Annotated in this window: 26 protein-coding genes and 3 pseudogenes; 11 read left to right on the forward strand and 18 right to left on the reverse strand. The window is 66.5% G+C overall.

The annotated features are described in order from the left end of the window. Positions 1-81: 81 nt before the first annotated feature. Positions 82-897, reverse strand: a complete 816-nt coding sequence (locus A5782_RS19380) for a lysophospholipid acyltransferase family protein (RefSeq protein ID WP_067103609.1) — start codon at positions 895-897, stop codon at positions 82-84. Positions 898-1,044: 147 nt separating this feature from the next. Here A5782_RS19380 and A5782_RS19385 point away from each other — a divergent pair, with 147 nt between their 5' ends. After that, a complete protein-coding gene (locus A5782_RS19385; protein WP_067103612.1) occupies positions 1,045-2,106 on the forward strand; it encodes an NAD(P)-dependent oxidoreductase in 1,062 nt (353 codons plus the stop codon). Between the two features lie 34 nt (positions 2,107-2,140). Here the strand turns inward: A5782_RS19385 and A5782_RS19390 are convergent, their stop codons facing one another. Further along, positions 2,141-2,608 (reverse strand): hypothetical protein, encoded by a 468-nt coding sequence (locus A5782_RS19390; protein ID WP_067103615.1) that lies wholly within the window; start codon positions 2,606-2,608, stop codon positions 2,141-2,143. Positions 2,609-2,724: 116 nt separating this feature from the next. After that, positions 2,725-3,552, reverse strand: a complete 828-nt coding sequence (locus A5782_RS19395; protein WP_067103617.1) for a GntR family transcriptional regulator — start codon at positions 3,550-3,552, stop codon at positions 2,725-2,727. Positions 3,553-3,697: 145 nt separating this feature from the next. Here A5782_RS19395 and A5782_RS25740 point away from each other — a divergent pair. Then, positions 3,698-4,096, forward strand: a pseudogene (locus A5782_RS25740) (VOC family protein); the annotation flags it as partial. Here A5782_RS25740 and A5782_RS19400 read toward each other — a convergent pair. From A5782_RS19400 to A5782_RS19430, 7 genes and pseudogenes are all read right to left on the reverse strand, one after another. After that, entirely contained in the window at positions 4,090-4,557 is a 468-nt protein-coding gene (locus A5782_RS19400; RefSeq protein WP_067103619.1) for a cupin domain-containing protein, read from the reverse strand. The pseudogene A5782_RS25740 and the gene A5782_RS19400 overlap by 7 nt on opposite strands. A gap of 3 nt (positions 4,558-4,560) precedes the next feature. Next, positions 4,561-6,018 carry an NAD(P)/FAD-dependent oxidoreductase gene (locus A5782_RS19405; protein WP_067103621.1) on the reverse strand — a complete coding sequence of 486 codons (1,458 nt, stop codon included), beginning with the start codon at positions 6,016-6,018 and terminating at the stop codon, positions 4,561-4,563. 47 nt (positions 6,019-6,065) lie between these two features. After that, positions 6,066-6,767, reverse strand: coding sequence for a haloacid dehalogenase type II (locus A5782_RS19410; protein ID WP_067103624.1), 702 nt, complete (start codon positions 6,765-6,767; stop codon positions 6,066-6,068). Between the two features lie 83 nt (positions 6,768-6,850). Beyond that, positions 6,851-7,240, reverse strand: a pseudogene (locus A5782_RS19415) (alcohol dehydrogenase); the annotation flags it as partial. A 121-nt stretch (positions 7,241-7,361) separates the two neighbouring features. Next, positions 7,362-8,033: a TetR/AcrR family transcriptional regulator gene (locus A5782_RS26920; protein WP_067103626.1), complete on the reverse strand. Its 672-nt coding sequence runs from the start codon at positions 8,031-8,033 to the stop codon at positions 7,362-7,364. Positions 8,034-8,057: 24 nt separating this feature from the next. Beyond that, complete coding sequence (locus A5782_RS26925; RefSeq protein WP_067103629.1) at positions 8,058-8,753, reverse strand: TetR/AcrR family transcriptional regulator; 696 nt, start codon at positions 8,751-8,753, stop codon at positions 8,058-8,060. 59 nt (positions 8,754-8,812) lie between these two features. Beyond that, on the reverse strand, positions 8,813-9,682 hold the full coding sequence (locus tag A5782_RS19430; protein WP_067103631.1) for an alpha/beta fold hydrolase: 870 nt from the start codon (positions 9,680-9,682) through the stop codon (positions 8,813-8,815). A gap of 233 nt (positions 9,683-9,915) precedes the next feature. On the opposite strand from A5782_RS19430, the pseudogene A5782_RS19435 reads away from it, so the two are divergent. Continuing rightward, positions 9,916-11,617 (forward strand): annotated as a pseudogene (locus A5782_RS19435) (MOSC domain-containing protein). A gap of 3 nt (positions 11,618-11,620) precedes the next feature. Here A5782_RS19435 and A5782_RS19440 read toward each other — a convergent pair. The 3 genes from A5782_RS19440 to A5782_RS19450 form a co-directional block, all read right to left on the reverse strand. Continuing rightward, positions 11,621-12,361, reverse strand: a complete 741-nt coding sequence (locus A5782_RS19440) for an SDR family NAD(P)-dependent oxidoreductase (RefSeq protein ID WP_067103634.1) — start codon at positions 12,359-12,361, stop codon at positions 11,621-11,623. A 69-nt stretch (positions 12,362-12,430) separates the two neighbouring features. After that, positions 12,431-13,228, reverse strand: coding sequence for a family 1 encapsulin nanocompartment shell protein (locus A5782_RS19445; RefSeq protein WP_067103636.1), 798 nt, complete (start codon positions 13,226-13,228; stop codon positions 12,431-12,433). After that, positions 13,225-14,235 carry a Dyp-type peroxidase gene (locus A5782_RS19450; protein ID WP_067103841.1) on the reverse strand — a complete coding sequence of 337 codons (1,011 nt, stop codon included), beginning with the start codon at positions 14,233-14,235 and terminating at the stop codon, positions 13,225-13,227. The genes A5782_RS19445 and A5782_RS19450 overlap by 4 nt, the downstream gene beginning before the upstream one ends. A 77-nt stretch (positions 14,236-14,312) precedes the next feature. Here A5782_RS19450 and A5782_RS19455 point away from each other — a divergent pair, with 77 nt between their 5' ends. Together A5782_RS19455 and A5782_RS19460 are read left to right on the forward strand one after the other, a co-directional pair. After that, positions 14,313-15,572, forward strand: coding sequence for a M18 family aminopeptidase (locus tag A5782_RS19455; RefSeq protein WP_067103842.1), 1,260 nt, complete (start codon positions 14,313-14,315; stop codon positions 15,570-15,572). A gap of 18 nt (positions 15,573-15,590) precedes the next feature. Then, positions 15,591-15,938, forward strand: a complete 348-nt coding sequence (locus tag A5782_RS19460; protein ID WP_067103638.1) for a VOC family protein — start codon at positions 15,591-15,593, stop codon at positions 15,936-15,938. 14 nt (positions 15,939-15,952) lie between these two features. Here A5782_RS19460 and A5782_RS19465 read toward each other — a convergent pair whose 3' ends face one another. Further along, on the reverse strand, positions 15,953-16,372 hold the full coding sequence (locus A5782_RS19465; protein WP_067103640.1) for a nuclear transport factor 2 family protein: 420 nt from the start codon (positions 16,370-16,372) through the stop codon (positions 15,953-15,955). Positions 16,373-16,498: 126 nt separating this feature from the next. Here A5782_RS19465 and A5782_RS19470 point away from each other — a divergent pair, with 126 nt between their 5' ends. Next, positions 16,499-17,287, forward strand: coding sequence for a helix-turn-helix domain-containing protein (locus tag A5782_RS19470; RefSeq protein ID WP_082943023.1), 789 nt, complete (start codon positions 16,499-16,501; stop codon positions 17,285-17,287). A 19-nt stretch (positions 17,288-17,306) separates the two neighbouring features. Here the strand turns inward: A5782_RS19470 and A5782_RS19475 are convergent, their stop codons facing one another. Next, positions 17,307-17,528: a hypothetical protein gene (locus A5782_RS19475; protein WP_067103644.1), complete on the reverse strand. Its 222-nt coding sequence runs from the start codon at positions 17,526-17,528 to the stop codon at positions 17,307-17,309. 127 nt (positions 17,529-17,655) lie between these two features. Between A5782_RS19475 and purL the strand changes: the two genes are divergently transcribed. Both purL and A5782_RS19485 read left to right on the forward strand, forming a co-directional pair. Then, positions 17,656-19,953 carry a phosphoribosylformylglycinamidine synthase subunit PurL gene (gene purL, locus A5782_RS19480; RefSeq protein WP_067103653.1) on the forward strand — a complete coding sequence of 766 codons (2,298 nt, stop codon included), beginning with the start codon at positions 17,656-17,658 and terminating at the stop codon, positions 19,951-19,953. Positions 19,954-19,972: 19 nt separating this feature from the next. After that, positions 19,973-20,605: a CPBP family intramembrane glutamic endopeptidase gene (locus A5782_RS19485; protein WP_067103655.1), complete on the forward strand. Its 633-nt coding sequence runs from the start codon at positions 19,973-19,975 to the stop codon at positions 20,603-20,605. A 3-nt stretch (positions 20,606-20,608) separates the two neighbouring features. Here A5782_RS19485 and A5782_RS19490 read toward each other — a convergent pair whose 3' ends face one another. Continuing rightward, complete coding sequence (locus A5782_RS19490) at positions 20,609-21,823, reverse strand: MCE family protein (protein WP_067103657.1); 1,215 nt, start codon at positions 21,821-21,823, stop codon at positions 20,609-20,611. A 19-nt stretch (positions 21,824-21,842) separates the two neighbouring features. Between A5782_RS19490 and A5782_RS19495 the strand changes: the two genes are divergently transcribed. From A5782_RS19495 to purM, 3 genes are all read left to right on the forward strand, one after another. Then, positions 21,843-22,232, forward strand: a complete 390-nt coding sequence (locus tag A5782_RS19495) for a sterol carrier family protein (RefSeq protein WP_067103660.1) — start codon at positions 21,843-21,845, stop codon at positions 22,230-22,232. Between the two features lie 137 nt (positions 22,233-22,369). Next, positions 22,370-23,896, forward strand: coding sequence for an amidophosphoribosyltransferase (gene purF, locus A5782_RS19500; protein ID WP_067103663.1), 1,527 nt, complete (start codon positions 22,370-22,372; stop codon positions 23,894-23,896). A 71-nt stretch (positions 23,897-23,967) separates the two neighbouring features. After that, on the forward strand, positions 23,968-25,062 hold the full coding sequence (purM, locus tag A5782_RS19505) for a phosphoribosylformylglycinamidine cyclo-ligase (protein ID WP_067103665.1): 1,095 nt from the start codon (positions 23,968-23,970) through the stop codon (positions 25,060-25,062). Between the two features lie 45 nt (positions 25,063-25,107). On the opposite strand, the gene A5782_RS19510 is transcribed toward purM, so the two are convergent. Then, the gene (locus tag A5782_RS19510; RefSeq protein WP_067103667.1) at positions 25,108-25,293 is read right to left on the reverse strand and encodes a DUF3073 domain-containing protein; all 186 of its coding nucleotides are present in this window, start codon (positions 25,291-25,293) and stop codon (positions 25,108-25,110) included. 144 nt (positions 25,294-25,437) lie between these two features. Next, positions 25,438-26,529: a folate-binding protein YgfZ gene (locus tag A5782_RS19515; protein WP_067103670.1), complete on the reverse strand. Its 1,092-nt coding sequence runs from the start codon at positions 26,527-26,529 to the stop codon at positions 25,438-25,440. Positions 26,530-26,544: the final 15 nt, after the last annotated feature.

Raw genomic sequence — 26,544 nt, forward strand, 5'->3', positions numbered from 1 at the left:
TCACGCACCGCCGACGTGGATCGGCGGTCATCGTATCGGGGCGGCCCGGCCGGCCCGGCTCGTCCGCGGCCCCGAACATCGTCAGCCCAGGATCGGGAACCGGCGCTGCCCGGCCAGCCGCTTGAGCGCGGCTTCCATGACGGCGCGTACGTGGGCGTCGACCTCGTCGACGTCGGGGTCGTTGCCGAAGCGGGCGGTGATGTCGATCGGCTCGAGAACCTCGGTGACGACCTTTGCCGGCAGGGGCACGTTGGGCGGGAAGATCACGCTCAGCCCGAACGGGAACCCGACGCTGATCGGCAGGATGTCCATCCGTGCCTTGGTCAGCCCCAGCTTGCGGGCCAGCCAGTTGCCCCGGGTCAGGAACAGCTGAGTCTCCTGGGCGCCGATGGACACTGTCGGCACGATGGGGACCCCGTCTTCGACGGCGGTCCGCACGTAGCCGGTGCGGCCGTTGAAGTCGATCGTGTTCGCGCTGAAGGTCGGCCGGTAGGAGTCGTAGTCGCCACCGGGGAACACCAGTACCACCGCGCCGGAATGCAGGGCGGTGGCGGCGTTTTCACGGCTGGCCTCGATGACCCCGAGGCGGCGAAGCCAGCCGTCCAATGGCCCTATGAACAGCCCGTAATGGGCCAATGTGTAGACGGGGCGGTCGTAGCCGAATCTGTTGTAGAAGGCGGGCGAGAAGATCAACACGTCCGGGGTCAGCATGCCGCCGGAGTGGTTGGAGACCACCAGGGCGCCGCCTGAGGACGGAATGTTGTCGATGTTTCGCACCTCGGCCCGGTAATACCGTTTGATGGCCGGGCCGAGCACTTTGGTGACCTGTTCGGTTAAGGCCGGATCCCATTTGGCGGTTTCGTGGTTCTCCGCCGCGTCCACACCGTTGCCCTTCATGGCTTCCCCGCTGTCAGTTCCTGCACTTTGCTATTGGTTGCCGGTGTGACGCCGGTCTCAAACCTCCGCCCCAGACAGCATATGCTACTCTCCATTTAAGAGAATGTCATATCCGTTTGCTGGGGGGCGAACGCGTAGTGGGGGAGCATGTCCGAAAAGGTTCTGGTTACTGGGGGTTTCGGTCTCGTCGGATCCCAAACGGTGCGCCGGCTGGTTGCCGACGGCCATCGCGTGGCCGCGACCGACCTGGGCACTACCGCCCAGCGCAAAGCCGCGAGTTCGCTGCCGGCCGGCGCCGAAGCGCACTGGGCGGATCTGACCGACCCGGGCCAGGTTGATCGCCTGCTCGCCGAAACGTCGCCCACGGCCATCGTTCACCTGGCCGCGGTGATCCCGCCGGTGATTTATCGCCAGCGCGCGCTGGGGCGCCGCGTCAACGTCGACGCGACCGTCACGTTGCTGCACGCGGCGCAGTCGCGGCCACGTCCGGTGCGGTTCATTCAGGCGTCGAGCAACGCCGTGTACGGCGCACGCAACCCACACCGCCATCACGAGCTGTTACGCCCGGACTCCCCGATCAACCCGGCCGACCTCTACGGCGCCCACAAGGCCGAAGCGGAACGGCACATTCGATCCTCGGATCTCGACTGGGTCGTCTTGCGCCTGGCCGGGGTGATGAGTGTGGAACCGGACGCGATGCCGTTCAGTGTCGGTGCGTTGTTCTTCGAAAGCGCCCTGCCGACCGATGGCCGCATTCACACCGTCGACGTACGCGACGTCGCACGCGCGTTCGCTGCGGCGGTCACCGCCGACGTCGCCGGCGAGACGCTGCTGATAGCCGGTGATGAGTCGCACCGGCTTCGGCAGGGGGAGGTCGGCAAGGCGCTGGCGGCCGCGCGTGGTCTGGTCGACGTCTTGCCCGGGGGCCGCCCCGGCGATCCGGACAGCGATGACGACTGGTTTGTCACGGACTGGATGGACACCGATCGCGCCCAACAGGTTCTGCAATTCCAGCACCACTCGTGGCCGGACATGCTCACCGAGATGCGAGCCGCGGCCGGGTGGCGGCGCTACCCGATGCGGCTGATCTCGCCGTTTGCGCGGCGGTTCCTGAAAAGTCGTGCGGCCTATCGGGATACGCCCGGACGCTACGCCGACCCGTGGGGTGCGATCCGGACCAAGTTGGGCGAGCCGCGCCCGGATGCCTGAGACCGCACGAACCGATAGGTAGACCGCCGCGACGTCAGCCGGCGTCGAGCAGCAAGGGTCGTTCCGTGGAAGGCGATTCGTCGGCGGGGCTCAACCCCTCGAAGAGCTCGGTGGCGTCCGCAATGGTCCGGTCGACGAAGGCAGCGAAATCGCTGAAGGAGACGTCGTTTCGGATCCATTGCGACTTGCGGGCCACCACGCCGATGCGCTGCGGATCGGACGAACCGTGCACAATCGCGGTGACCTGGCGGTCGTGACGGTTCCATCTGTCGGAGAAGTACGTCAGCCAGGGGCGGTCGGCCGCCGGGAAATAACACCCGGGGCTGACGCGGATGATCAACACGTCATCGTGTGCGGGCGAAACCTCGAAGTGAATGTGCAAGCGCCGCGGAGCGCTGGTGACGAAGAAGTATTCGCCGTCGTGGTGACCACGAAAATAACGCCGCCCGCGGGTGCGCAGGTAACGTTCGACCAGGTTCGCGCACAGCTGCTCACTCGTCATGAGTTAAATTGTGTGCCCTGTGACTTTGGGAATGCTTGGAGCCAAGCGATGCGGCACCGAAGAATCTGTTGAGAATTCGCTGAGCGAACCGCCGGGCAGATATTTCGGCGCCGCACTCAGGTCGGTTCGCACCGTTCCACGATGCCGGCGCCGGGACCGGGCACCGTGCGCGGCAAACTGACCGAAAACCTGTACCGCTCGGGGCGATAGTGGAACTCCACCACCTCCAGAGGCCTGTCGTCATTTCCGTAGCTGGTGCGTTCGAGAACCAGCACCGGAGACCCCAGCGGCAGATTCAGGGCGCCGGCCACTTCCAGCGACGCGCCGGCCGCATGAATCTCATAGTTGGCCCGCGAGATGGGAACGTCCAGTCGCCGCTCCCACATGGTGTAGGTGCTTTCCATCGCCTGCGCGGTCTGCTCGTCGCTCGCGCCCTTCAGCAGCGGCTCCACGGCTTTGCCCAATCCCGTTGGCAGGTAGGCAATCATCAGGGCGAGGGGCTGCTCGCCGTCGCGAAAGCGCCTGTGCACACACAGGACTTTCGACAGGCCCAGTGTTTCGGCAATTCGTTGCGGTGCGTCTTCGACGCGATGCGACAGGACGTCGACGTTGGGCGTTATCCCGGATCCGGCCAGTACCTCGGTGATGGTGCGTACGCCGGGTCCGAGTTCTTGTTTGACCGGGTTGGCCACGAACGTACCCAGGCCCTGCTTTCGTACCAGCCATCCTTGGCGTTCGAGTAACCCGACCGCCGCACGCACGGTTACCCGGCTCACGCGGGTGCGATCGATGAGTTCCCGCTCGGTGGGCAATCGCGCGCCGCGGGGCAGCCGCTGTTTGACGATGGCCGCCTTGAGGGCTTCGGCGAGTTGGGTGCTGGCCGGCACGCTGCCGCGCGAAATTCGCAGGTCGGCAACGTCGAGATCCAGGTGATCAGAGGCCACGAGATGTATTAAAACGTTCTATGCGCGGCGCGTAAAGCAATGCGTCCCCGTGTCGGCGGCCCGACGACCGGATTAGTCTGGTAGCGAATGCTTTTCGCGCGTTCACAGACGGTTGGACCGTTTGCGCGGGTCAGGAGGATTAGAGTTGCCGATCACCGTGGAACGGTTCGACCACATTGTCTTGAACTGCAGAGACGTTGACGCCACCGCCGCGTGGTATGAGCGGGTGCTAGGCATGCGGCGTCAGACGTTTGGGCCGTCGCAAAGAACGGCGCTGTGCTTCGGGGATCAGAAGATCAATCTGCGGCCTGTCGGCGCGTTAACCGACGATCCCGACTGGTTCACCGGGTCCGTCGAAGCGGCCGGTTCCGAAGACCTGTGCTTCGTGACCAGCGCCAGGCCGGATGACGTTCGCGCCCATCTCGCTGCGTGTGGGGTGGACGTGATCTCCGGGCCGGTGACCAAGGTGGGGGCGCTGGGTGCGATGACCTCGCACTACTGCCGTGACGTCGACGGGAACCTGATCGAGGTCGCCGTTTACCCAGGACCGGCCAGCGGATACAGGGCGGGAAGATTGATCACGATGGCTTCTTGGGTGCTGCGGGCGATCACGACCTCGGCGGTGGTGTTGGGGTCGGGATTTTCCTCACGGTGCGGCAGATACGGCGGGATGAAGACGTAATCGCCGGGTGCGGCGGCGATGCGAACCTCGTCGGTGCCGTCGTGAAAGACGAACTCAGGGTTGCCGCTTCGTACATAGATGGCGGTTTCCGATTCACCGTGATGGTGGTTGTCCGAAGCCGATTGCGGCGACGCGTGTGTCTCGCCCATCCAGAGCTTCTCCGCACCGACCGACCGGCCGGACAGGGCGGCGAAGCGCCGCAGCCCCTCAGACTGTGCGGTGTCGGGGCTGATCTCCGACGCCTTGATGTGCCGTACCCGGTTGCGCGCGGCCGGTGTCGCCGTGTCGTCGAAGTCTGGATGGAATCCGTCTGAAGTGGCCATCGGTCAATTATCGTCCGGCCCGTCCCGATACGCCTCGAGCAGTCTGAGCCACAGCTCGCTGATGGTCGGGAAGCACGGCACTGCGTGCCACAACCGGTCGATGGGCACCTGGCCGGCGACGGCGATGGTGGCCGAGTGGAGCAACTCGGTCACGCCCGGGCCGACCATGGTGACGCCGAGCAGGTGGGCGCGATCCGCGTCGACCACCATCCGCGCGCGGCCCGTGTAGCCGTCCGCATAAAGCTTGGCCCCCATCACCACGTCACCGATTTCGATATCGACTGTGCGGACTCGGTATCCGGCTTGTTCGGCTTGCTGAGCCGTCAGCCCGACCGCGGCGGCTTCGGGGTCGGTGAAGAAGGCTTGCGGCACCGCATGATGATCGGCGGTCGTGGCATGCGCACCCCACGGTTTGGTGTCCAACGGCTTTCCGGCTGCGCGGGCGCCGATGGCCGTACCGGCGATGCGGCCCTGATATTTTCCCTGGTGGGTGAGCAGGGCCCGGTGGTTGACGTCGCCCGCCGCGTAGAGCCAGCCGTCCTCGACGGCGCCGCGCACCAGGCAGGTGTCGTCCACATCGAGCCAGCTGCCAGGGCTTAATCCCACTGTCTCCAAGCCGATGTCGTCGGTCAGCGGAGCACGACCGGTGGCGAAGAGCACCTCGTTGACCCGCAACTCGGTGCCGTCGTCCAACTCCAGGACAACGTGGGATTCGTCCGGTCGGCCCAGCGCCCGAACCGAAACCCCTTGCCGCACGTCGACGCCGCCCTCGACGAGGCCGCGGCCGATCAGTTCACCCACGAAGGGCTCCATCCGGGGCAGCACTGCCGAACCTCGAACCAGCAGCGTTACTTGGGAGCCCAAACCCTGCCACGCCGTGGCCATTTCGACACCCACGCCCCCGGCGCCCACGATAGCCAACCGCATCGGGACCGCGCTGCTATCGGTGGCCTGCCGGTTGGTCCATGGCTTCGCCTCGGCGACGCCTGGCAGATCGGGCAAGGCTGAGCGACTTCCGGTACAGACGACCACCGCGTGCCGTGCCGTCAGTGCCAGGCGACTGCCGTCGCCGTCGGTGACCACGACGCGGCGCGGACCGTCCAATCGCCCATGTCCCCGTATCAGGGTCGCGCCGATGCCGCTCACCCAGTCGGCCTGGCCGCTGTCGTCCCAGTCGCTGACATAGCGGTTGCGGCGGCCGAACACGCCGTCGGCGTTGAGGGTCCCCGTGACCGCCTCTCGCGCGCCGTCGACCCGGCGAGTATCGGAAAGCGCAATGACGGGGCGCAGCAGCGCTTTACTGGGCACGCACGCCCAATACGAGCACTCCCCGCCGACGAGTTCACGCTCGACCAGCGCAACACGCAGTCCGGCGGCCTGGGCGCGTTCGGCGGCATTTTGGCCGATCGGTCCGGCTCCGAGCACCACGACGTCGAAGTCGCCTCCGCCCTCTGTCGCCATGGTCGATGATCCTTTCGCTTGGTGGTCACGGCGCCGAGGGCGCCGTCTCAGTACTCAGCGGATCCGTTGATGAGTTGCTCGGCGAGCTGGCGCACGTCACTGACGACGATATTCGGCTGTGACAGACCGTCCACCGGCAGCGGTGCGTTGCCGCGCCGGGTGATCAGGGCTCCACTGAATCCGACATTTTGCGCACCGATGGTGTCCCACACGTGCGCGGCCACCATCATGCAGTCAGCCGGAGCCACCCCGAGTGTCTCGCATACCGAGCGATACACCCCGGGCGACGGCTTGAAGGCGCTGCGTGCATCGACGCTCAGTTGGTGTTCGAAAAAGTCGCCCAGTCCCGAATGTTGCAGTGCCGTCGGGCCATCCGGGTTGGGCGGGGAGTTGGTCAGGGCCACCAGCCGAAAACCGTTGTCACGCAGGGCGACAAGTCCATGGGTGGCGTCGGGGTGCGCCGGCATGGTGAGCAGTTCTGCCTTCAGGCGGTCCAGATCGTCTTGGGTTACATCCACTTGGTAGATCTCGCCCAGCATGCGCAGCACCCCTTGGGCGAGCACCGGAAACGTCACGTAGTTGTCGGCAAGTGTGATGGCCATCGAGTACATGACCAGTTGCGCGAACCATTCCCGCAGCATTCGTTCATCGCCGAACAGCTGCTTGAAAAGCGGCGCCATGGACTCGATATCGAGCAGAGTCTCGTTGACGTCGAAGACGAGGACGGACGGCACGGAGGTGGTTGTCATGGCTGGTGCTCAACGTTCTTTCGTTGCGGTATGTCCGGTCGTAGATACCCCACGAGGCACAACACAATCAGCGACATCGCCACGACATTCGCGGCGCGTACGCGAGTGTATTGCGCGTAGCTGCCATTGATGGTTCGGCCGAGGCCTCCCATGAGCGCGGCCACCTTGGCGCCCACCGGGAACTCGCCGCCCGGACACGAGTCGACGATGCCGACACATTCGATCCCGCTGACCTCGGCCGCCTCCGCCCATTCGCCGCGACGCATATGGATCTCGGCGTGATTGATGCCGAAACCCTTTACCGCGATGACGACTTCGCCGTCTTTGGGCAGCGGCTTGGGGATGTCGGTGTAGACCAGGCTCTCCAGACCGCCGAACTTCTCCAGGATGATCGCCCGCATGGTTTGCCCACCGGGTTGCTCGCGTACGACTGCCGGCGCCGTTGGCAGCTGAGGTGACTCGAGCATGGACATCGACTGCCTCTTCCAAAACGTTGGCGGGCGACGACGCCGGGTGGCGCCGCAACATAATAATGGGCCAACTGACCCATTATTATGTTCTTATGTGCCCGCTATGTCCAGCGGATGTCACCGGTCAGGATTTGCGCTGACCGCGAGACGACCCGGATCGGCCCTTGCGCGACCGGGCTTGAACCGCGAAACAGCGCACGTAGTCGACGGCGGCATTGACGGCGGTCCGCAACGGCTGCGGATCGCCGGTGGCGTGGGTGAGCATCGCGCCGCCCTGGTGCGCGGCGACCAGCGATACGGCCAGGTGCCGCGGATCGGCTTCCGGGCGCAGGTCGCCGCGATCGCGCATCGACTCGAGGCCGGCCCGAAACAGTTCAATCCATTGGTCGTATCCGGCGGACAGGTCGTCGTGTATTTCGCTGTCGGCCTCGATCAGCTCGCCGGCCAAGGACCCGTAGACGCAACCTCCGACCCGGTAGACGGTGTCGATGTCGGACACGCAAGCATCGGCCCACGCCTGCAGGGCATCGAGGCTGTCGAGGGCGGCGAACTGCGACCGAGTGTGAAAGACACGCACGTCATTGCGGCGCGCTTCGACGACATGACGGATCAGGTCGCGTTTATCGCTGAAGTAGTGGGAGATCTGGGATCCGCCCACTCCGGCGGTGCGTCGCACCCGGTCGATGCTGGTGTTGGCGACGCCATGCTCGAACATCAGGCGCGCGGCGACCTCGATGATTCGCGCGCGCGTAGCCAGTCCCTTGCGCGTCAGCCGCGAGAAGTTGCGTTCAGTCACGTCGCCGCCTTCGGCACGGATCGGTCAGCCGGCTCGTCGCGCCGAGCGGCGTCCGCGCGTCCGGCGCGGGGGACGGGGTACTCGCTCGGCGCTGTCGGTGGCGAACAGGCGTAGGTAGTTCACTGCGAAACGAACCGCGTCGGCGTGCGGCCACTCCTCTTGATAGGTGAAGGTCAAAATGCCGCCTCCTTGATGCGCGGTGATGATCACCAAGGCCAGCTGCCGCGGGTCGGCATCCCGGACCAGCAGACCGTCATCCTTCATTCGTTGAATTGCCTTCTCCAACAGGTCGATCCACTCCGAATAACCGGCCGCCAACTCCTCGCGCGTGGTGCTGTCAGATTTCGCCAGCTGGCCGGCGAGCGCATGATAGGTGGGCGTGCCGAAGTATCCGATGCGCCGCAGGTAGCGCATGTTCAGGTCGATCCACCGCTCGAAGTCGTCAAACGAACTCAGGCCCCGAAGCGCGGGTTGGCGGTGAAAGTCCAAAACCACGCCGATCTGGCGCCGGACCACCGCGCGAATCAGCGCTGCCTTGTCGGTGAAATAGTGGGCAAGCTGCGAGCCACTGACCGACGCCGCCCGGCGCACGTTGTCCATGTTCGACGCGGACAGGCCCTCGTCGACGATCAACTGGGCGGCGGCCTGCACGATCCGGTCGCGGGTGGCGCGCCCCTTGGCGGTCAGCCGTTGTTCGTCGTGAACATCGGGATGGGCCATCGCGTCAGGCTAACCCGGGTGCACCCCTATTTATGGGATCTCCAGCCCATACACCAGGATCAGGCCGCGAGCTGGCCGGCGAGGAAGTTCCGAATCAGCGGGATGACCTCATCGAGCGCGGACTCCAACAGAAAGTGTCCACCGTCGAGCAGATGGATCTCGGCGTCGGGCAGGTCGTCGGCGAACGCTTCGGCGCCGGCCGGGCCGAAGATTTCGTCGCCGCGGCCCCAGACCGCCAGCAGTGGCACCCGGCCGGCGCGGAAGTAGTCGTGCAAGCGTGGGTAGACAAGCGCGTTGGTGGCGTAATCCCGAAACAATTTGAGCTGCACCAAGTCATTTCCGGGACGGGAGATCAGGGCGTAGTCGTGATGCCAGGACTCGGGATCGACGAGAGTCTCGTCGGGCACGCCGGTCACGTACTGCCAACGGGTGGCGTCCAGCGTGAGGAACTGCCGCACCGGCGCCTCGGTGTCTGGCGTCTGCTCCTGTTGATACGCCTGCACGACCTTCCAGAAGCTCTCGACGAACCCCGCGTCATACCCATTGCCGTTCTGGCTGATGATCGCGGTGATCGCGGACGGGTCGCGCAGCGCGAGCCGCCAGCCGATCGGCGCGCCGTAATCCTGGACGTACATGGCGTACCGGTCGACACCGAGGGTTCGCAGCAGACCCGCCGTCAGGTCGGTCAGCGCATCGAAGGTGTAGTCGAACTCCTCGACCGGTGGAGCATCGGACAGGCCGAAGCCCAGGTGGTCCGGGGCGATGACGTGGTAGCGATCGGCGAGTGCCGGGATCAGCTGGCGGAACATGTATGAGCTCGTGGGAAACCCGTGCAGGAGGATCACCGCTGCAGCGGCCGGGTCGCCGGCCTCGCGGTAGAAGAGCCGATGGCCATCGACTGCGGCGTATCGATGATGAACAGCAGGCATGACGTTCCTCCTGACTCAACGCGTTTCACCATCGGGCGCCGCGGCGGCATCCCATGGAAGTGCGCGGAACCCAGATTCCAGCTTTATGGGTTGTATGACCCAGTATGCACCAAACGGGCGGCTCGCGACAGCCCGTGAAGCCGATGTATTGCCGAGCGCATCCGCCTGTCATATTGTGGGCCAACCATCCCAGTTGGCGGCCCCCGCAATACGAGCTGTTTCGAGGTGACACAGTGGGCAGGCTTGTTTCGGTGAACGTGGGCATGCCCAAGAACGTCCAATGGCGGGACAAAACCATCTACACCGGGATCTGGAAGGCCCCGATCGACGGGCCAGTCATGGTGCGCAGGCTGAACGTCGACGGCGACGGCCAAGGGGATCTCGCCGGCCATGGTGGGGAGCAACGCGCCGTCATGGTGTACCAGACCGAGGCCTACGACTTCTGGAAGGCCTACCTGGGTCGCGACGACCTGCAACCCGGACACTTCGGCGAGAACTTCACCGTCACCGGGCTCGCCGACGACGACGTCTGCATCGGGGATCGCTATCGGATCGGCGATGCCCAGTTCGAGGTCACCCAGCCACGTGTCACCTGTTTTCGGGTCGGCATCCGCCTCGACGAGCCCGACATGCCCAATCTGCTTGTCTCTCAACATCGCCCGGGCTTCTACTTCCGGGTGATCACCGAGGGCCAGGTGCGGGCCGGCGACGACATCGTGCGCACCCGCCGTGGCCGTCACGAACTCAGCGTCGCCGACGTCGACGCCCTGCTCTATCTGCCCGACCGCGGCGTCGAAACGCTGCGCAAGGCCATCGACGTTCCGGCGCTCAGCCCGGGCTGGCAGCAGTCTTTTCACGAGCTGCTGGCCGCACACGATGGCGGGGGACCCGCGGTAGCGCCACCAATCGGGGTCGAACCGGGGTGGCAGGGCTTTCGTGATTTGCGGGTCACCCAAACACGTTGGGAGAGTGCACAAGTTCTTTCGATCCGGCTCGAGGCCGTTGACCACAGTCCGCTGCCGCCGGCGCTTCCCGGCCAGTACTTGACGGTCAAGGTCAGCGGCGTAGGCGAGCCCGCGCCGCTGCGCAGCTACTCCCTGTCGGACGATTCCAACGCCGGCTATTACCGCATCAGTGTCAAGCGCGAGGACCACGGTGTGGTGAGCCGGTGGCTCCACGCCCACATCCAGCCGGGATCGGTGATAGCGGCGGCTGCCCCACGCGGCGACTTCTACCTCGCCGAAGACAGCGGTCCGGTTGTCCTGTTCTCCGCCGGAATCGGCGCGACGCCCGTCCTGGCGATGCTGCATGCGCTGTCGGTGGCCCGGAGTCGGCGTGACATCTGGTGGCTGCACACCACCCGCAACCGCGAAACTCAAATGTTTGCAGTCGAAGTCGCGAAACTCATCGATTCGTTACCGCACGCCAGGCAGCAGGTCTTCTACACCGAAACGCAGGGTCGGCTGCGCCGAGAGTCCATCGCGAAATTGGGCCTGCCCGCCAGCGCCACCGTCTACCTTTGCGGTCCAACGCAATTCATGGCGGACATGCGTGACGCTCTGACCGGCATGGGATTCGACCCGGCCCGCATCCACAGCGAGTTGTTCGGTGCGCTGCCCGCGATCAACCCGGGAGTTGTCGGCACAGGCGAGCGCAGGCCACCCCACCAACCCGGGCACCGGGCCCGCGATCACCTTCACGCGCAGCGGATTAACCGTCGACTGGTCACCCGCATACCGAAGTATCCTCGATCTCGCCGAAGCCTGTGACGTGCCGACCCGTTTCTCCTGTCGAAGCGGGGTGTGTCACGTGTGCGTGACCGGAATCGTTGCCGGGACGATCACTTACGTTCAGCATCCGTTGGAGCCGCCCGGTGACGGGTCGGTCCTCATCTGCTCCGCGGCCCCCGAGACCGACGTGGTGCTCGATCTCTAGTCCTCAGGCGACGATTGCTTGCTGCCCTCCGGTTGCGTGCAAGATAGCGCCGTTGACATAACTGGCCTCCGGAGACGCGAGAAAGACCACTGCACTGGCGATTTCACTCGCATCGGCGACCCGCTTCAGGGCGGTGATCGCCGCAATGGTGTCGAGGACACCCGGAAGCGCCGCGGCCCCGGGCGTGTCGGTCGGCCCCGCGGCCACCGCGTTCACCCGCACGCCCGCCTCGCCGAATTCATCGGCCCAGACACGCGTCAGCTGCTCCAGGCCGGCTTTGGTGGCCCCGTAGATCCCCGCTCCGCGGGTCGCCACCGACGCGGCCAGGGTGCTCACGTTGACCACGGCGCCGTTGCCCCGAGCGGTCATGGCCGGCACCAGCTGCTGCACCAGGATGTACGGCGCACGCAGGTTGACGTTGACGTGTTCGTCGAAGGTCGCGTCATCGGTGTCCGTCGTGGGGCCGAACTCGTAGATGCCGGCGTTGTTGATCAGGATGTCCACCGGCCCCGCGTCGGCGGCCAACCGCCGGACATCGGCGGCGACGTTGAGGTCGGCCGCGACGAAACGCGCCTTGCCACCGGCATTTTCAATGTCTCGAACGGTTTTGGCGCCGCGTTCGGCATTGCGGCCCTGCACCACGACCTCGGCGCCGCGAGTTGCAAGCTGCAATGCGATTTCCCGGCCGATCCCCGATGTCGCGCCGGTCACCAATGCGGTCGAGCCGGCCAATGTTGTTGCCATCGAAACCCTGCCTCCAAGAGAGAAGTTCGTTTTCTCTCCGGGTAAGCAGTGGCTCGCCGGTAATTATTCCTACGGGCTGAGCGGGACGGCCGCCTCCGCGGTGTAGCACAGGAAGGTGAGCGTCTCCTGGAGATACAGCTGCACGGTGTCCGCGTCATGGCTGGTGTACCCGATCGACACGTCGTGCCCGAGCTGCAGGTCGAAGTCGCCGCCGCGGGTGGTCAGCACGAAGGCGCCGTCGATGGCCGGCGCCCAGATGATGTCTCCGGGGACCAGCCGGTCGATGTGCTCGAGGATCGGATAGCCGTGTTCGGTCGTCTCGCTGACCCGCGTGTAGACGTCGGCGGACAGCAGCACCGAGTAGGGGCCGTCGACACCGGCGAGCCGGAGTTCCGAGATCGCCTGGGTGATGACGTCGGGAATCTCGCGCGGATCCGCCGGCAGGGTCAGCGACTTGTTCGAGCTGGCGGAGCGGATGCCCTCGATGGATGCCGCGGCGTAGCCCTCGAAGATGGCCCGGTCTTCCACGAACGCCAGCTTCTTGGCGGCCTCCTTGACCGGGTCCCAGTCGGAGTCGTTGGCGCCGCGCTCGACGTTGTCGATCTCGTAACGCGACAGTGTGAACGGAACACGCAGACGCACGAGGGGTTTGCTTTCCCGCAGGTGAGCCTCCACGCCGTCGGTCGGTGAGGCCACGTTTGCAAGCCGACCGGTGCTGACGGCGGCGGTAACCGGGCCGCCCGGCTCGCTGACGTCGACGACGCGACGCCCTGCGATGTGGCGCTTGAAGGTCCGTGTCGCCTCCAATTCGATGTCGTCCCAAGCCGCTTCGGTGACCGGGGCCAGGTCGCGATAGAGGTTGTTCATGAAGAGGTTCCTTTCAGGCTGCCGATCGAAAGTGAGCCGTTCTGCGCCACAGGCGTTTCCGCCGCCGGCGCTGCGGGAAGGGGCGGTGGATCATCGAGAAAGTCGAGCGTGGGCGAGAAGAACATTCCGCCGGTGACAGCCGTGGAGAAGTCGAGGATGCGGTCGGTGTTACCGGGCGGATCGCCGAGGAACATGTTGCGCAGCATCTGTTCAGTGACTTGCGGTGTGCGTGAATAGCCGATGAAGTACGTGCCGTATTCGCTCTTGCCGAGCTCGCCGAACGGCATGTTGTGCCGCACGATTTTCAGTTCGGTGCCGTCGTCGTCGGTGATCACGTTGAGGGCGATGTGGGCGTTGCCCGGCTTGACGTCGTCGTCGAGCTCGATGTCATCCAGTTTGGTGCGGCCGATCACCCGCTCCTGCTCGGTGACCGAGATCGAATTCCACGACGACATGTCGTGCACGTACTTCTGCACGTGCACGTAGCAGGAACCGGCGAAGTCGGGGTCCTCGTCGCCCACCGCGGTGGCACTGACGGCCAGCGCACCGTCCGGGTTCTCGGTGCCGTCAACGAATCCGAGCAAATCGCGGTTGTCGAAGTAGCGAAAACCATGCACCTCGTCGACCACGGTGACCGCGCCGGCCATCGATTTGAGGATCCGGTCGGCCAGCTCGAAGCAGACGTCCAAGCTCTCGGCCCTGATGTGAAACAACAGGTCCCCGGGCGTGGCGGGGGCGGTGTGCCGCGGTCCGCTCAGCTCGGTGAACCGATGCAGTTCGGCGGGGCGCGGTCCGGAGAACAAGCGGTCCCAGGCATCGGAGCCGATCGAGGCGATAGCCGACAACCGTTTCTGTGGTTCGCGGAAACCGATCGCGCGCACCAGGCCGGGAATGTCCGGCAGTGCGTCGTGCACCGCCCCCTCGCCGCCGTCGTCGATGGTCACCACCAGGAAGATCGCCGCGGGCGTCAGCGGCGCGAGGATCGGTTGTGGCTGGACGGGGGGCACATGGGCGACCTTAGCAAGGAGCCGCGCTATCAGGCCCAGCGTGAACTGCGCCGTCACCGGCAGCCATGATGGTGAATATGTCGGCCAGCGCCGCAGGCCTCTGCGAATTCATCGACGCCTCCCCGTCGCCGTTCCATGTCTGCGCCACCGTGGCGGGCCGGCTGCTTGCCTCCGGGTACACCGAACTCCGCGAATCCGACCCGTGGCCCGCTCAACCGGGCCGCTACTTCACCGTTCGTGCCGGCTCGCTGGTCGCATGGAACAGCGTCGAGTCCAGCGGCCCATTCCGGATTGTCGGCGCGCACACCGACAGTCCCAATCTGCGAGTCAAGCAGCATCCCGACCGGGCGGTCGCGGGCTGGCGGGTGGTCGCGCTGGAGCCGTACGGGGGAGCCTGGCTCAATTCGTGGCTGGACCGCGACCTGGGGATCAGCGGCAGGTTGTCGGTACGTGATGGCAGCGGTGTCGACCATCGGCTGGTCCGGATCGACGAGCCGATCATGCGGGTGCCGCAGTTGGCCATCCATCTGGCCGAGGACCGTAAGTCGCTGACCCTGGACCCGCAGCGACACGTCAATGCGGTGTGGGGAGTCGGGGAGACAGCGCGGTCATTCGTCGAATACGTCGCAGATCGTGCCGGAGTGGCGGCAACCGACGTGCTGGCCGCCGATCTGATGACCCACGACTTGACTCCCTCGTCGGTGATCGGCGCCGACGCCAGCCTGCTGAGTGCACCTCGGCTGGACAACCAGGCCAGTTGCTATGCGGGGCTGGAGGCACTGCTGGCCCTGGAACAGGCCCCGGCCTATCTGCCGGTGTTGGTGCTCTTCGATCACGAAGAGGTCGGGTCGTCGTCGGACCACGGCGCGCAATCCGACCTATTGGGCACCGTGCTGGAGCGAATTGTGCTGGCGGCGGGCGGTAGTCGCGAGGACTACTTGCGTCGGCTGCCGGCGTCGTTGCTGGCCTCGGCGGACATGGCGCACGCCACTCATCCCAACTACCCGGAGCGGCACGAGCCCGGCCACCCGATCGCGGTCAACGCCGGGCCCGTGCTCAAGGTGCACCCGAATCTGCGCTATGCCACCGATGGTCGCACCGCCGCGGCGTTCGCGCTCGCCTGTCAGCAGGCCGGAGTGGCACTGCAGCGCTACGAACACCGCGCCGACCTGCCGTGCGGATCGACGATCGGACCGTTGACCTCCGCGCGTACGGGCATCCCCACCGTCGACGTCGGCGCCGCGCAGCTGGCGATGCACTCCGCACGCGAGTTGATGGGCGCGCAGGACGTGGCCGCCTATTCGGCCGCGATGCACGCGTTCCTTTCCCCCAAGTAGCGGCATAAGGTCGGCCGTATGGCGCTCAACCTGGAGATGGTGACCTTCGACTGCGCCGACCCCGCGAAGCTGGCCGGCTGGTGGGCCGAGCAGTTCGGCGGGACGACGCACGAGGTGCTCGCCGACGAGTTCACCGCGGTGGTCTTCGGCGAAGGGCTGCGGCTCGGGTTCCAGAAGGTGCCTGATCTCACTCCCGGGAAGAACCGCGTGCACCTCGATCTGAGCGCGGCCGACGTCGACGCCGAAGTGTCGCGGCTGACGGCGGCCGGAGCGACCGAGGTCAGCCGGCACCAGGTCGGCGACAGCTTCCGCTGGGTGGTGCTGACCGACCCCGAGGGCAACGTGTTCTGCGTCGTGCGTCAGTAGCCGTAGCTGACAGCTCAGCCCTGGCCCACGAAAAGGGGGTCGTAGCGGATGACGTTTTCGATGACTATCCCGTTCCGGGTGCGAACCCGGTCGATGCCCCGGATCCGGAAGGGTCCGTTTGGGCCGTTGCCCTGACCGACGTAGTGCAAGAACACAAGTTCCTCGCCCGCGGCGGCACCGGGCACGGTAGCGCTGTCGATCACCTCAAGACGCAAATCCGGTGCGGCCTCGAGCAATTCGGCGATTTTCGCCGAGTATGCCTTGATCCCCCGCACCGGCTCCGGATCGCCGGGCCAGAAGCCGACGATGTCCTCGGCGAGGATGTCGAAACCGCGCGACATGGTGGGCGCGGCCCAGAATGCCGCGAACACCTCGGCGCTGAACTTCGGGACATCTGAGTCGCTATGGGCTGGAGCGGATTGAATGTCGGTCATCGTGCCTCCTTGCGTCGGGCGCTTCCGATCGAGCGCGTCGCAGCAAGCGTGTCGCCATGCCACGCGGCGACACAATTACCTCCGAGGTCATCGCCATCAGTGCACAAGCGTGGCTACCGTTGGCTGGTGAGCCACGCGGCGGTTGGTGAGTTGTTGCGCGAATGGCGGGCGCGCCGACGGGTGAGTCAGCTCGATCTGTCGCTGAGTGTTGGCGTATCGGCGCGGCATCTGAGCTTCATCGAGACGGGACGCTCGCGCCCCAGTCCGGAAATGGTGCTCACCCTCGCTGACGGCCTCGATATGCCGCTGCGGGAACGCAACGCGCTGCTGCTCGCCGCCGGCTTTGCGCCGCGCTATCAATCGCGCCCGCTCGAGGATGCCGCCCTCTCCCCGGCTCGGGACGCGGTGCAGCGCCTGCTCGATGCGCACGACCCGTACCCGGGCATCGTCATCGATCGGTACTGGAACATCGTGGGGACCAATGCCGCGGCCTCCGCGCTGACCGCCGGCCTGCCCGGGCAGCTGCTGGGCCCCCCGCCCAATGTCTACCGGTTGTCCCTGCACCCGGACGGCCTCGCTGGGCGGACCCTGAATTTCGCCGAGTGGGCGGGCTACCTGCTGCAGCAGCTGCAGCGCACGATTGCGCTCACCGGCGACCCGGTATTGGCGGCGCTCGACGAGGAGGTGCGCGGCTACCCGGGGGTCGCGGCCGCGGCCAAAGCGCTGGGCGCGCCCGCCGAAAGCGCGTCGCTGCTGATTCCGTTCATTCTCGACATCGGCCAGGGCCGACGGCTGTCGATGTTCACGACGCTGACGACCTTCGGTACACCGCTTGACGTCACCCTGGCCGAACTGGCCGTCGAATTGTTCTACCCAGCCGACGCCGAAAGCGCGGACTTACTCCGCGGCGGATAGGTCTTGCGCAGTTGCATTGCTAGAGCCGTTTGGCCAGCAGCCGCTCTGCCATTTCGGCGCCTTTGCGGCTATCCGATTGTGCTTTGCGGAACAGCTCGGCCAGGTCCTTGTCTCCGGCGCGCTCGGCGTCCTGGATGTAGGTCTCGAGCCGCAACACATTGTCGAGGCACTTTTCGGTGTACCAAATCAGGTTGTAGTTCTTGTCTTTGGTGCCGGTGACTTGTCCGGTTTCGACTGTCATTTTCGTCCTCCGTTTGTCGCTCTGCGGACCCTGTGCGGCTACCCGCCGACCTCAGCCGCAAAACGTTCGCCACCAGCGTCAGGGCGGCGAGAGCGCCGCCACGCCGCCCAGCCCTAGACTGTCTGGCGTGACTGTCTCCGGGACGAGTGCGCGCACCCAGGCCATCGACACCGTCGAGCACGCCGCCACCACTTCCGACGAGCCGCAGCCCTTCGCCGAGCTGGGCCTCAAAGACGACGAGTACCAGCGCATCCGCGAGATCCTCGGCCGTCGCCCCACCGACACCGAGCTGGCGATGTACTCGGTGATGTGGAGCGAGCACTGCTCCTACAAGTCGTCCAAGGTGCACCTGCGCTACTTCGGCGAGACCACCACAGACGAGATGCGCACCGGCATGCTGGCCGGCATCGGTGAGAACGCCGGCGTCGTCGACATCGGCGACGGCTGGGCGGTCACCTTCAAAGTCGAGTCGCACAACCACCCGTCCTACGTCGAGCCCTACCAGGGCGCGGCCACCGGGGTCGGCGGGATCGTCCGCGACATCATGGCGATGGGCGCGCGGCCGGTCGCGGTGATGGACCAGCTTCGGTTCGGCGCGGCCGACGCTCCCGACACCCGCCGGGTGGTCGACGGCGTGGTCCGCGGCATCGGCGGCTACGGCAACTCGTTGGGCTTGCCCAACATCGGCGGCGAGACGGTCTTCGATGCCTGTTACGCCGGCAACCCGTTGGTGAACGCCATGTGCGTCGGCGTCTTACGCCAGGAGGACCTGCATCTGGCCTTCGCCTCGGGCGCCGGCAACAAGATCATCCTGTTCGGAGCCCGCACCGGGCTGGACGGTATCGGCGGGGTGTCGGTGCTGGCTTCGGACACCTTCGACGCCGAGAACTCGCGCAAGAAGCTGCCTTCGGTTCAGGTGGGCGACCCGTTCATGGAGAAGGTGCTCATCGAGTGCTGCCTCGAGCTGTACGCCGGTCACCTGGTGGTCGGCATCCAGGACCTGGGCGGCGCCGGATTGTCCTGCGCTACTTCGGAATTGGCCTCAGCCGGGGACGGCGGGATGGCGATCCAGCTCGACACCGTGCCGTTGCGCACCACCGCCATGACGCCCGCGGAGATCCTCTGCAGCGAGTCGCAGGAGCGGATGTGCGCGGTGGTCACCCCGGAGAACGTCGACGCCTTCTTGGCGGTGTGCCGCAAGTGGGACGTGCTGGCCACGGTGATCGGCGAGGTCACCGATGGCGACCGGTTGCGGATCACCTGGCACGGGCAGACGGTCGTCGATGTCCCGCCGCGCACCGTCGCCCACGAAGGCCCGGTCTATCAGCGTCCGGTCGCCCGCCCCGAAACGCAGGACGCCCTGAACGCGGACAGCTCGGCGCGGCTGCCACGACCTGCCACCGGTGCCCAACTGCGCGCCACTTTGCTTGCGCTGCTGGGCAGTCCGCATCTGTGCAGTCGCGCGTTCATCACAGAGCAGTACGACAGATACGTGCGGGGCAATACCGTGCTGGCCGAGCACGCCGACGGCGGCGTGCTGCGTGTCGACGAATCCACCGGCCGCGGCATCGCCTTGTCGACCGACGCGTCCGGCCGCTACACCAAGCTGGATCCCTACGCGGGTGCCCAGCTCGCCCTGGCCGAGGCCTACCGCAACGTCGCCGTCACCGGAGCGGCCCCGGTCGCGGTGACCAACTGCCTGAACTTCGGTTCGCCCGAAGACCCCGGAGTGATGTGGCAGTTCTCGCAGGCGGTCCGGGGCCTGGCCGACGGCTGTGTGGCCCTGGGGATTCCGGTCACGGGCGGCAACGTCAGCTTCTATAACCAAACCGGATCCACGGCGATCCTGCCCACACCGGTGGTAGGGGTGCTCGGCGTGATTGACGATGTCGGCCGGCGCATCCCCACCGGTCTGGGCACCGAGCCCGGGGAAACCCTGATGCTGCTTGGCGATACGCGCGACGAGTTCGACGGATCGATCTGGGCGCAGGTGACCGCCGACCATCTGGGCGGCCTGCCGCCCAAGGTCGATCTGGAGCGCGAAAAGCTGCTGGGCGAGGTGTTGCGTTCGGCATCGCGCGACGGCCTGGTGTCCGCGGCACACGACCTTTCCGAAGGCGGACTCGCACAGGCCGTCGTCGAAGCCGCCCTGGCCGGTGAATCCGGTTGTCGCATCGTGCTTCCCGAGGATGCCGATCCGTTCGTAATGTTGTTCTCCGAGTCGGCGGGCCGCGTGCTGGTGGCGGTGCCGCGCACCGAAGAGAGCCGGTTCCGTTCGATGTGCGAGGCGCGGGGACTTCCGGCGCAGCGCATCGGCGTCGTCGACCAGGCATCGGACGCGGTGGAGGTCCAGGGCCTGTTCACGGTTCCCCTGGCCGAACTGCGTGAGACCTCCGAGGCGGTACTGCCGCGGCTCTTCGGATGAGTGCCCGCAGCGAATTCTGATGTCTGCCGGGCATTTCCGTCGGTCCGGTGCGCTGTCTTTGGCCGCCGCCCTGGTCGGCTGGAGCTTCGTCAGTCCTCGATTGCCGGCCTCGTGGCGGGCGGTGCTGCAGGCCGGCGTGGGCAGCCTGCTCGTGCTGATGACGCGGGCGCCGCTGGGATTGCGCGCACCCCGGCTACGGGCGGGCTTGCGGCTGGGGTCATTGGTCGCGGTTCCGGCGGCGGGCACGGCAGTTGCGACCGCCCTGCTGCCGCCGGTGCGCCGATCGATGGCCGAGCGCGAGCCGCCCGCGACGGCGCCGGACTGGCTGCTGCTGCGGATACCCCTGGGCACCGTGTGGTCGGAGGAGTCCGCCTTTCGCGGGGCGTTGGCCACCGCCGGCTCCGCCGCCTTCGGCGAACGCGGCGGACGGTTGCTGCAGGCCAGCGCTTTTGGCCTCTCGCACATCGCCGATGCGCGCGCGACGGGGGAGCCAGTGGCCGCCACCGTGCTGGTCACCGGAATCGCGGGCTGGCTCTTCGGTTGGCTGGCCGACCGTTCCGGCAGCCTGGCCGCACCCATGCTGGCGCACCTGGCCCTCAACGAAGCCGGGGCGATCGCCGTGCTGGCGGTGAAGGCGTCGAACCGCCGATAGTCGTCAGGGGTTGATGGTGTAGTCACCCAGTTGGCGGCCCCACACGAAATCGACCGCGAGCGGCGAGCCGAGTTCGAAGTGGTTGTAGGGAGCGATGCTCGCGCCGGTGTCCATCACCAGGAAGGGAGCGGGCCACAGTTCTCGGGTGATCTTCTGCCAACAGCCCGCCCGTCCGCCGGGGCCACCCGTGGCGTTGGTGCGCGGCAGGTTCTCCGGCCAGATGTAGGGGTTGGGGGCGCCCGCGATGGCGCCCGAGGCGTGGGCGCCCAGCGAGTAGCCGTTGTCGCCCAACGCGTTGTGGATTCTCGGCGCCACTTCATCGAAATTATGGATGGTGCAATAAATTTCGGGACTGTACTCGTCCAGCAGCTGGCTGCTGGGAACCAGGTCGGTGGCGCCACGGACGAAGAAGGGTCCGCTGCGGCCAAAGACGTCGGCGCCGGCGTCGCCCAATCCGGCGGCCGCCAGCAGCGCGGCATCCAGGTCGCGCTGCTGGGAGTTGAGGGTGCGCGCGGCGGTCACCGCGTGGTCGAGTGCGTGCCACAGGTCGGGTGAGGCGTGTGTGTAGGTATCGCCCAGGGCCGCCAACCGCTGAATGTCGTTGCGCAGGGTGGGCATCCGCGGGTTGAGGTCGTCGAGGACGGCGTTGCCGTTGGCGAGCGAAGCACCGAACTTTTCACCCAGTCCGGTCAGCGCCTGGGCGGCCGCGCTGAGCGTGAGGTTCACCTTGACCGGATCGACCTTCTCGGCGATCGAGGTGAGCGTCTCGAAGAGGGTGTTGAACTCGGTGGTCACGGACGTCGCATCGATCACGATTGAGGGTGTGATCGATTGGGCCGCAGGGTTCTTCGGTGTGCTCAGCGCGACATATTTGTTGCCGAACACGGTGGTCGCCTTGATGGTGGCCGCCACGTTGGCCGGAATCCGGTTGACGTATTTCGGGGTGATGTCCAGGACTATCGCGGCGGCCGGCTTGCCGTCATGCGTGGTCTCCGAAATGCTCGACACCCGGCCGACCTGCACCCCGTTGTAGGTGACCTTGGAGCCGGGATCCATCACCAGGCCCGCCCTGGCCGCCACCATCGTCAGCTTCGTGCTCGGCGTGAGGTCGCCCCGAAATTGCAGGTACAGGAGCAACCCGATCAATCCAATGACCACAATCGTCACCATGCCGGCGGTCTTGTACGGCGGCCGCGTCCTTGAGCGACGGGGCTCCATGATTTTGAGACCCTAGGGTATGGCCCCCCGCGACAAAGCCGATCCGGCCAGGACTCGCCAGGCCGTGTTGGCCGTCGCGGACTGGCTTCGAGACGAATCCCGTCCGGCGCCCGCCCGTCAGGAATTGGCAACGGCCGTGCGGCTGACCGCCCGCACCCTGGCCGCGGTGGCGCCCGGGCGAAGCGTGGAGCTGCGCGTTCCGCCGTTCGTCGCGGTGCAGTGCATCGCGGGGCCCACGCACACCCGTGGCACACCGCCCAATGTGGTGGAAACCGAACCGCGGGCCTGGCTGCTGCTGGCCGCCGGGAAGATGTCGTTCGCCGAGGCGAAGCGCACCGGTGCCCTGCGTCTTTCCGGCTCGCGAGCCGGTGAGATTGAACACTGCCTGCCCCTGTTCGATGTTGGCTGAAGGTAACCCTGAACTGCAGGTATAGGTATATGCAGCGGCAATTCGTCGCCCAACACGCCCGGCGGATTCGTCGGCGCGGCCCGGGTGCCCGTAGACTCCGTTACGTCACCAACCGTTCCCCGGGGAGCCGCCTGATCGTGACCGTCCAAGAACCCGAACAGGACTTCAACGCGCCCCGTGAAGAATGCGGTGTATTCGGGGTTTGGGCCCCGGGCGAGGACGTCGCCAAACTCACCTATTACGGCTTGTACGCGCTACAGCACCGCGGCCAGGAAGCCGCCGGCATCGCCGTCGCAGATGGTTCCCAGGTGCTGGTCTTCAAAGACCTGGGCCTGGTCAGCCAGGTGTTCGATGAGCAGACGCTGGCCGCCATGCCGGGTCACGTCGCGATCGGACACTGCCGATACTCGACCACGGGCGACACGACGTGGGAGAACGCGCAGCCGGTGTTCCGCAACACCGCGGCAGGTACCGGGGTTGCGTTGGGACACAACGGGAACCTGGTGAACACCGCCGAGCTTGCCGCCCGCGCCCGCGACGAGGGGCTGATCGCCAAACGCGCCCCGGCGCCGGCGACGACGGACTCGGACATCTTGGGCGCGCTGCTGGCCCACGGAGCGGCGGATTCCACCTTGGAGCAGGCGGCGCTGGATCTGCTGCCGACGGTGCGCGGCGCGTTCTGCCTGACCTTCATGGATGAGAACACCCTGTATGCGTGTCGCGACCCACATGGGGTGCGGCCACTTTCGCTCGGACGGCTGGACCGCGGCTGGGTGGTGGCCTCCGAAACGGCGGCCCTCGACATCGTCGGCGCCTCGTTCGTCCGGGACATCGAGCCCGGCGAATTACTGGCGATCGACGCCGACGGCGTTCGCTCCACCCGCTTCGCCAACCCCACCCCCAAAGGCTGTGTCTTCGAATACGTCTACCTGGCCCGACCAGACAGCACCATCGGCGGTCGGTCCGTGCACGGCGCCCGGGTGGAGATCGGCCGTCGGCTGGCGCGTGAAGCGCCGGTGGAGGCCGACCTGGTGATCGGCGTGCCGGAATCGGGCACCCCGGCCGCGGTGGGATATGCGCAAGAGTCGGGTGTTCCGTACGGACAGGGCCTGATGAAGAACGCCTACGTGGGGCGAACCTTCATCCAGCCGTCGCAGACCATCCGCCAGTTGGGTATCCGGCTGAAGCTCAACCCGCTTCGTGAGGTGATCCGCGGCAAGCGACTCATCGTCGTCGACGACTCGATCGTGCGGGGCAACACGCAGCGTGCGTTGTTGCGAATGCTGCGCGAGGCCGGCGCCGTCGAGGTGCACGTGCGGATCGCTTCACCCCCGGTGAAGTGGCCGTGCTTCTATGGCATCGACTTCCCGTCGCCGGCCGAGCTGATCGCCAACGCCGTTGAGGACGAGGACGAAATGCTCGAGGCGGTACGGCATGCCATCGGTGCCGACACGCTGGGCTACATCTCGCTGCGGGGCATGATCGCCGCCACCGAACAGCCCGCTTCACGGCTGTGCACCGCCTGCTTCGACGGCAAGTATCCGATCGAGCTGCCCAGCGAAACAGCACTGGGCAAGAACGTCATCGAGCACATGCTCGCCAATGCCGCCCGCGGCGCCGGACTCGACGATCTTGCGGTCGACGAAGTGCCGGTCGTGCACTGAGGGAACTCGGTTGCGCTTGTTCACCGACGTTTGATACCGGCCGTCAGCGCCGCCCGGTAGCCTTTATCGCGATGACGGATCCCGGAAAGAGCCCCGGACGCCACCAAGGCACTCAGGGCATCACCTACGCGTCGGCCGGGGTGGACATTGAAGCCGGCGACCGCGCCGTCGAATTGTTCAAGCCGCTGGCGACAAAAGCCACGCGACCCGAGGTTCGGGGCGGTTTGGGCGGATTCGCCGGCCTGTTCGCGCTACGCGGCGACTACCGCGAGCCGCTGCTCGCGGCCTCCACCGACGGCGTCGGCACCAAACTGGCGGTCGCCCAGGCGATGGACAAGCACGACACCGTCGGGCTCGACCTGGTGGCCATGGTGGTCGACGACCTTGTGGTGTGTGGCGCCGAGCCGTTGTTCCTGCAGGATTACATCGCGGTGGGCCGGACGGTGCCGGAACGCTTGAGCGCCATCGTCAGTGGCATCGCCGAGGGATGTGTGCGGGCCGGCTGCGCGCTGCTGGGCGGCGAGACGGCCGAACATCCCGGCCTGATGGAACCGGACCACTACGACATATCGGCCACCGGAATCGGCGTCGTCGAGGCCGACGACGTGCTCGGGCCCGACCGGGTCAAACCCGGCGACGTCATCATCGCGATGGGCTCGTCCGGTCTGCATTCCAACGGATATTCCCTGGCGCGCACGGTATTACTCGAGATCGACCGGATGAACCTCGAAGGCTACGTGGAGGAGTTCGGCCGCACCCTGGGTGAGGAGCTGCTCGAACCCACCCGGATCTACGCCAAGGACTGCCTGGCGCTCACGGCCGAAACCCACGTCCGCACCTTCTGCCACGTCACAGGTGGTGGACTGGCAGGCAATCTGGCACGCGTAATCCCGCACGGCCTGGTCGCCGAAATGGACCGCGGCACCTGGACGCCCGCGCCGGTGTTCGCCATGATCGCGCAGCGCGGACGGGTCACGCGGGATGAGATGGAAAAGACGTTCAACATGGGCGTCGGCATGATCGCCGTCGTGGCCCCGGAAGACACCGACCGCGCTCTGGCGATCCTGACCGCACGGCACCTGGGCTGCTGGGTGCTGGGCACCGTCGGCAAAGGCGGAAAAGAGGGCCCGCGGGCCAAGATGGTCGGCCAGCACCCGAGATTCTAGGAGCTCAGGCTGCCGCAGGACTAACGTGGCGCCGGGGCGCTGGTCCTATGGCCGCCAGCTGTCCTGGTCTTTCCAGGATTCGTCGGATCCGTCGCTGTCGAGGTCGCCGGATTCGTCCGAACCCGTCCCTGCCAGCTCTTGCTGAAGCCGCTGGAAGTCGGTCTGCGGAGAACTGTATTTGAGTTCTCGAGCAACCTTGGTCTGCTTTGCCTTAGCCCGGCCGCGGCCCATGGGGGAACCCCCTCGCGCAATAACGGAGCGGCCTAACGAGTAGGCGGCTCCGATCTCCTGGTGTCATTGATCCTGCCAACAGTTTACCGTGCCCGCCACCGGGCGTTGGCACCCCCTGCTCGCTGTGGCGGACGTTACCGTTCATTATCCCGCACCGCCGCGCAACCGTTCAACAGCTAACCGCCCGGCGCCGATCTGTTCGGTGGGCGGCAGGGAATCGACGTCGATCGCCGCGGCCACCGACGCCTCCGCTCCGGTGGCCAGTTCCGTCTCGGCGGGCAGCCCGCGCTTGAGCAGCGCCAGCGCTATCGGCCCGAGATCCACGTGGTCGACCACAGTGCCGAGGCGGCCGACCGGTCGGCCACCGGCCAGCACCGGATCACCGGTCGATGGGCGGTCCACCGACCCGTCGAGGTGCAGCAGCGCCAGCACCCGGGGCGGCCTGCCCAGGTTGTGCACCCGCGCGACGGTCTCCTGCCCCCGGTAACAGCCCTTGTCCAGATGCACGGCCCCGGCACCGGGACCACCGATCCATCCCACCTCGTGCGGAATCGTGCGCTCATCGGTGTCGACGCCGAGACGGGGCCGCACGGCCGCGACCCGGTGAGCTTCGTACGCCCACACCCCGCCCGGCCGCACTCCAACCTGCGCCAGGCGATTTCGCCACTCATCCACCGCGGCGCGCGGGATCAGCAGATCCAGCTCGAGCTGGCCGGCCGGGAGGCCTGGCATCCGCCGGACAAAGCCGCCGCCCGTGGGAACCGCGGTCAGCTCGGCGGGTAACGCATCCACCCCGAGCGCATCGAGAACTGCCTGATCAGCCAGCTTCGGGCCGAGCAATGACAGCACGGCCAGGTCGGCGGCGGCCGGGGTGACCTCGGACCAGAACACCATCCTGCGTAGGTATTCCAGTAGCTGCGTGGCCCGCCACGGTTCGGTGTCGAGGTAGGTGGTGCCCCCCAGCTCGGACTGGATCCAGTGATCCTCGACGCGGCCCTGGCCGTCGAGGCTGAGATTCTGGGTGCTGGCGCCGTCGGGGAGGTCGCTGACGAATTGCGTCGAGATGCTGTGCAACCAGGTCTGCCGGTCGTTACCGGTCAAGGTGAGTACGCCACGGTGCGAGCGGTCGACCAAGATCGCCTCTGTGTCGGCCGCACGCTGCTCGCCCAGCGGATCGCCGTAATGCCAGACGGCACCGGCGTCGGGTCCGGTCTCGGGTGCGGGGACAGCACTCATGTGCGCCGCTCCTCC

The sequence above is a fragment of the Mycobacterium sp. 852002-40037_SCH5390672 genome (genome assembly GCF_001665875.1).
Lineage (GTDB): Bacteria > Actinomycetota > Actinomycetes > Mycobacteriales > Mycobacteriaceae > Mycobacterium.

Excerpts from the sequence above, each read along its gene's own strand:
- A5782_RS19380 (WP_067103609.1), bottom strand. The coding sequence starts at position 897 with ATGAAGGGCAACGGTGTGGACGCGGCGGAGAACCACGAAACCGCCAAA.
- purM (WP_067103665.1), top strand. The coding sequence starts at position 23,968 with ATGACGGATCCCGGAAAGAGCCCCGGACGCCACCAAGGCACTCAGGGC.
- A5782_RS19510 (WP_067103667.1), bottom strand. The coding sequence starts at position 25,293 with ATGGGCCGCGGCCGGGCTAAGGCAAAGCAGACCAAGGTTGCTCGAGAA.
- A5782_RS19405 (WP_067103621.1), bottom strand. The coding sequence starts at position 6,018 with ATGGCGACAGAGGGCGGAGGCGACTTCGACGTCGTGGTGCTCGGAGCC.
- A5782_RS19460 (WP_067103638.1), top strand. The coding sequence starts at position 15,591 with ATGGCGCTCAACCTGGAGATGGTGACCTTCGACTGCGCCGACCCCGCG.
- A5782_RS19390 (WP_067103615.1), bottom strand. The coding sequence starts at position 2,608 with ATGACGAGTGAGCAGCTGTGCGCGAACCTGGTCGAACGTTACCTGCGC.
- A5782_RS19440 (WP_067103634.1), bottom strand. The coding sequence starts at position 12,361 with ATGGCAACAACATTGGCCGGCTCGACCGCATTGGTGACCGGCGCGACA.
- A5782_RS19495 (WP_067103660.1), top strand. The coding sequence starts at position 21,843 with ATGGCCCCCCGCGACAAAGCCGATCCGGCCAGGACTCGCCAGGCCGTG.
- A5782_RS19485 (WP_067103655.1), top strand. The coding sequence starts at position 19,973 with ATGTCTGCCGGGCATTTCCGTCGGTCCGGTGCGCTGTCTTTGGCCGCC.
- A5782_RS26925 (WP_067103629.1), bottom strand. The coding sequence starts at position 8,753 with ATGGCCCATCCCGATGTTCACGACGAACAACGGCTGACCGCCAAGGGG.
- A5782_RS19385 (WP_067103612.1), top strand. The coding sequence starts at position 1,045 with ATGTCCGAAAAGGTTCTGGTTACTGGGGGTTTCGGTCTCGTCGGATCC.
- A5782_RS19515 (WP_067103670.1), bottom strand. The coding sequence starts at position 26,529 with ATGAGTGCTGTCCCCGCACCCGAGACCGGACCCGACGCCGGTGCCGTC.
- A5782_RS19400 (WP_067103619.1), bottom strand. The coding sequence starts at position 4,557 with ATGGCCACTTCAGACGGATTCCATCCAGACTTCGACGACACGGCGACA.
- A5782_RS19430 (WP_067103631.1), bottom strand. The coding sequence starts at position 9,682 with ATGCCTGCTGTTCATCATCGATACGCCGCAGTCGATGGCCATCGGCTC.
- A5782_RS19465 (WP_067103640.1), bottom strand. The coding sequence starts at position 16,372 with ATGACCGACATTCAATCCGCTCCAGCCCATAGCGACTCAGATGTCCCG.
- A5782_RS19445 (WP_067103636.1), bottom strand. The coding sequence starts at position 13,228 with ATGAACAACCTCTATCGCGACCTGGCCCCGGTCACCGAAGCGGCTTGG.
- A5782_RS19410 (WP_067103624.1), bottom strand. The coding sequence starts at position 6,767 with ATGACAACCACCTCCGTGCCGTCCGTCCTCGTCTTCGACGTCAACGAG.
- A5782_RS19455 (WP_067103842.1), top strand. The coding sequence starts at position 14,313 with ATGTCGGCCAGCGCCGCAGGCCTCTGCGAATTCATCGACGCCTCCCCG.
- A5782_RS19475 (WP_067103644.1), bottom strand. The coding sequence starts at position 17,528 with ATGACAGTCGAAACCGGACAAGTCACCGGCACCAAAGACAAGAACTAC.
- A5782_RS19490 (WP_067103657.1), bottom strand. The coding sequence starts at position 21,823 with ATGGAGCCCCGTCGCTCAAGGACGCGGCCGCCGTACAAGACCGCCGGC.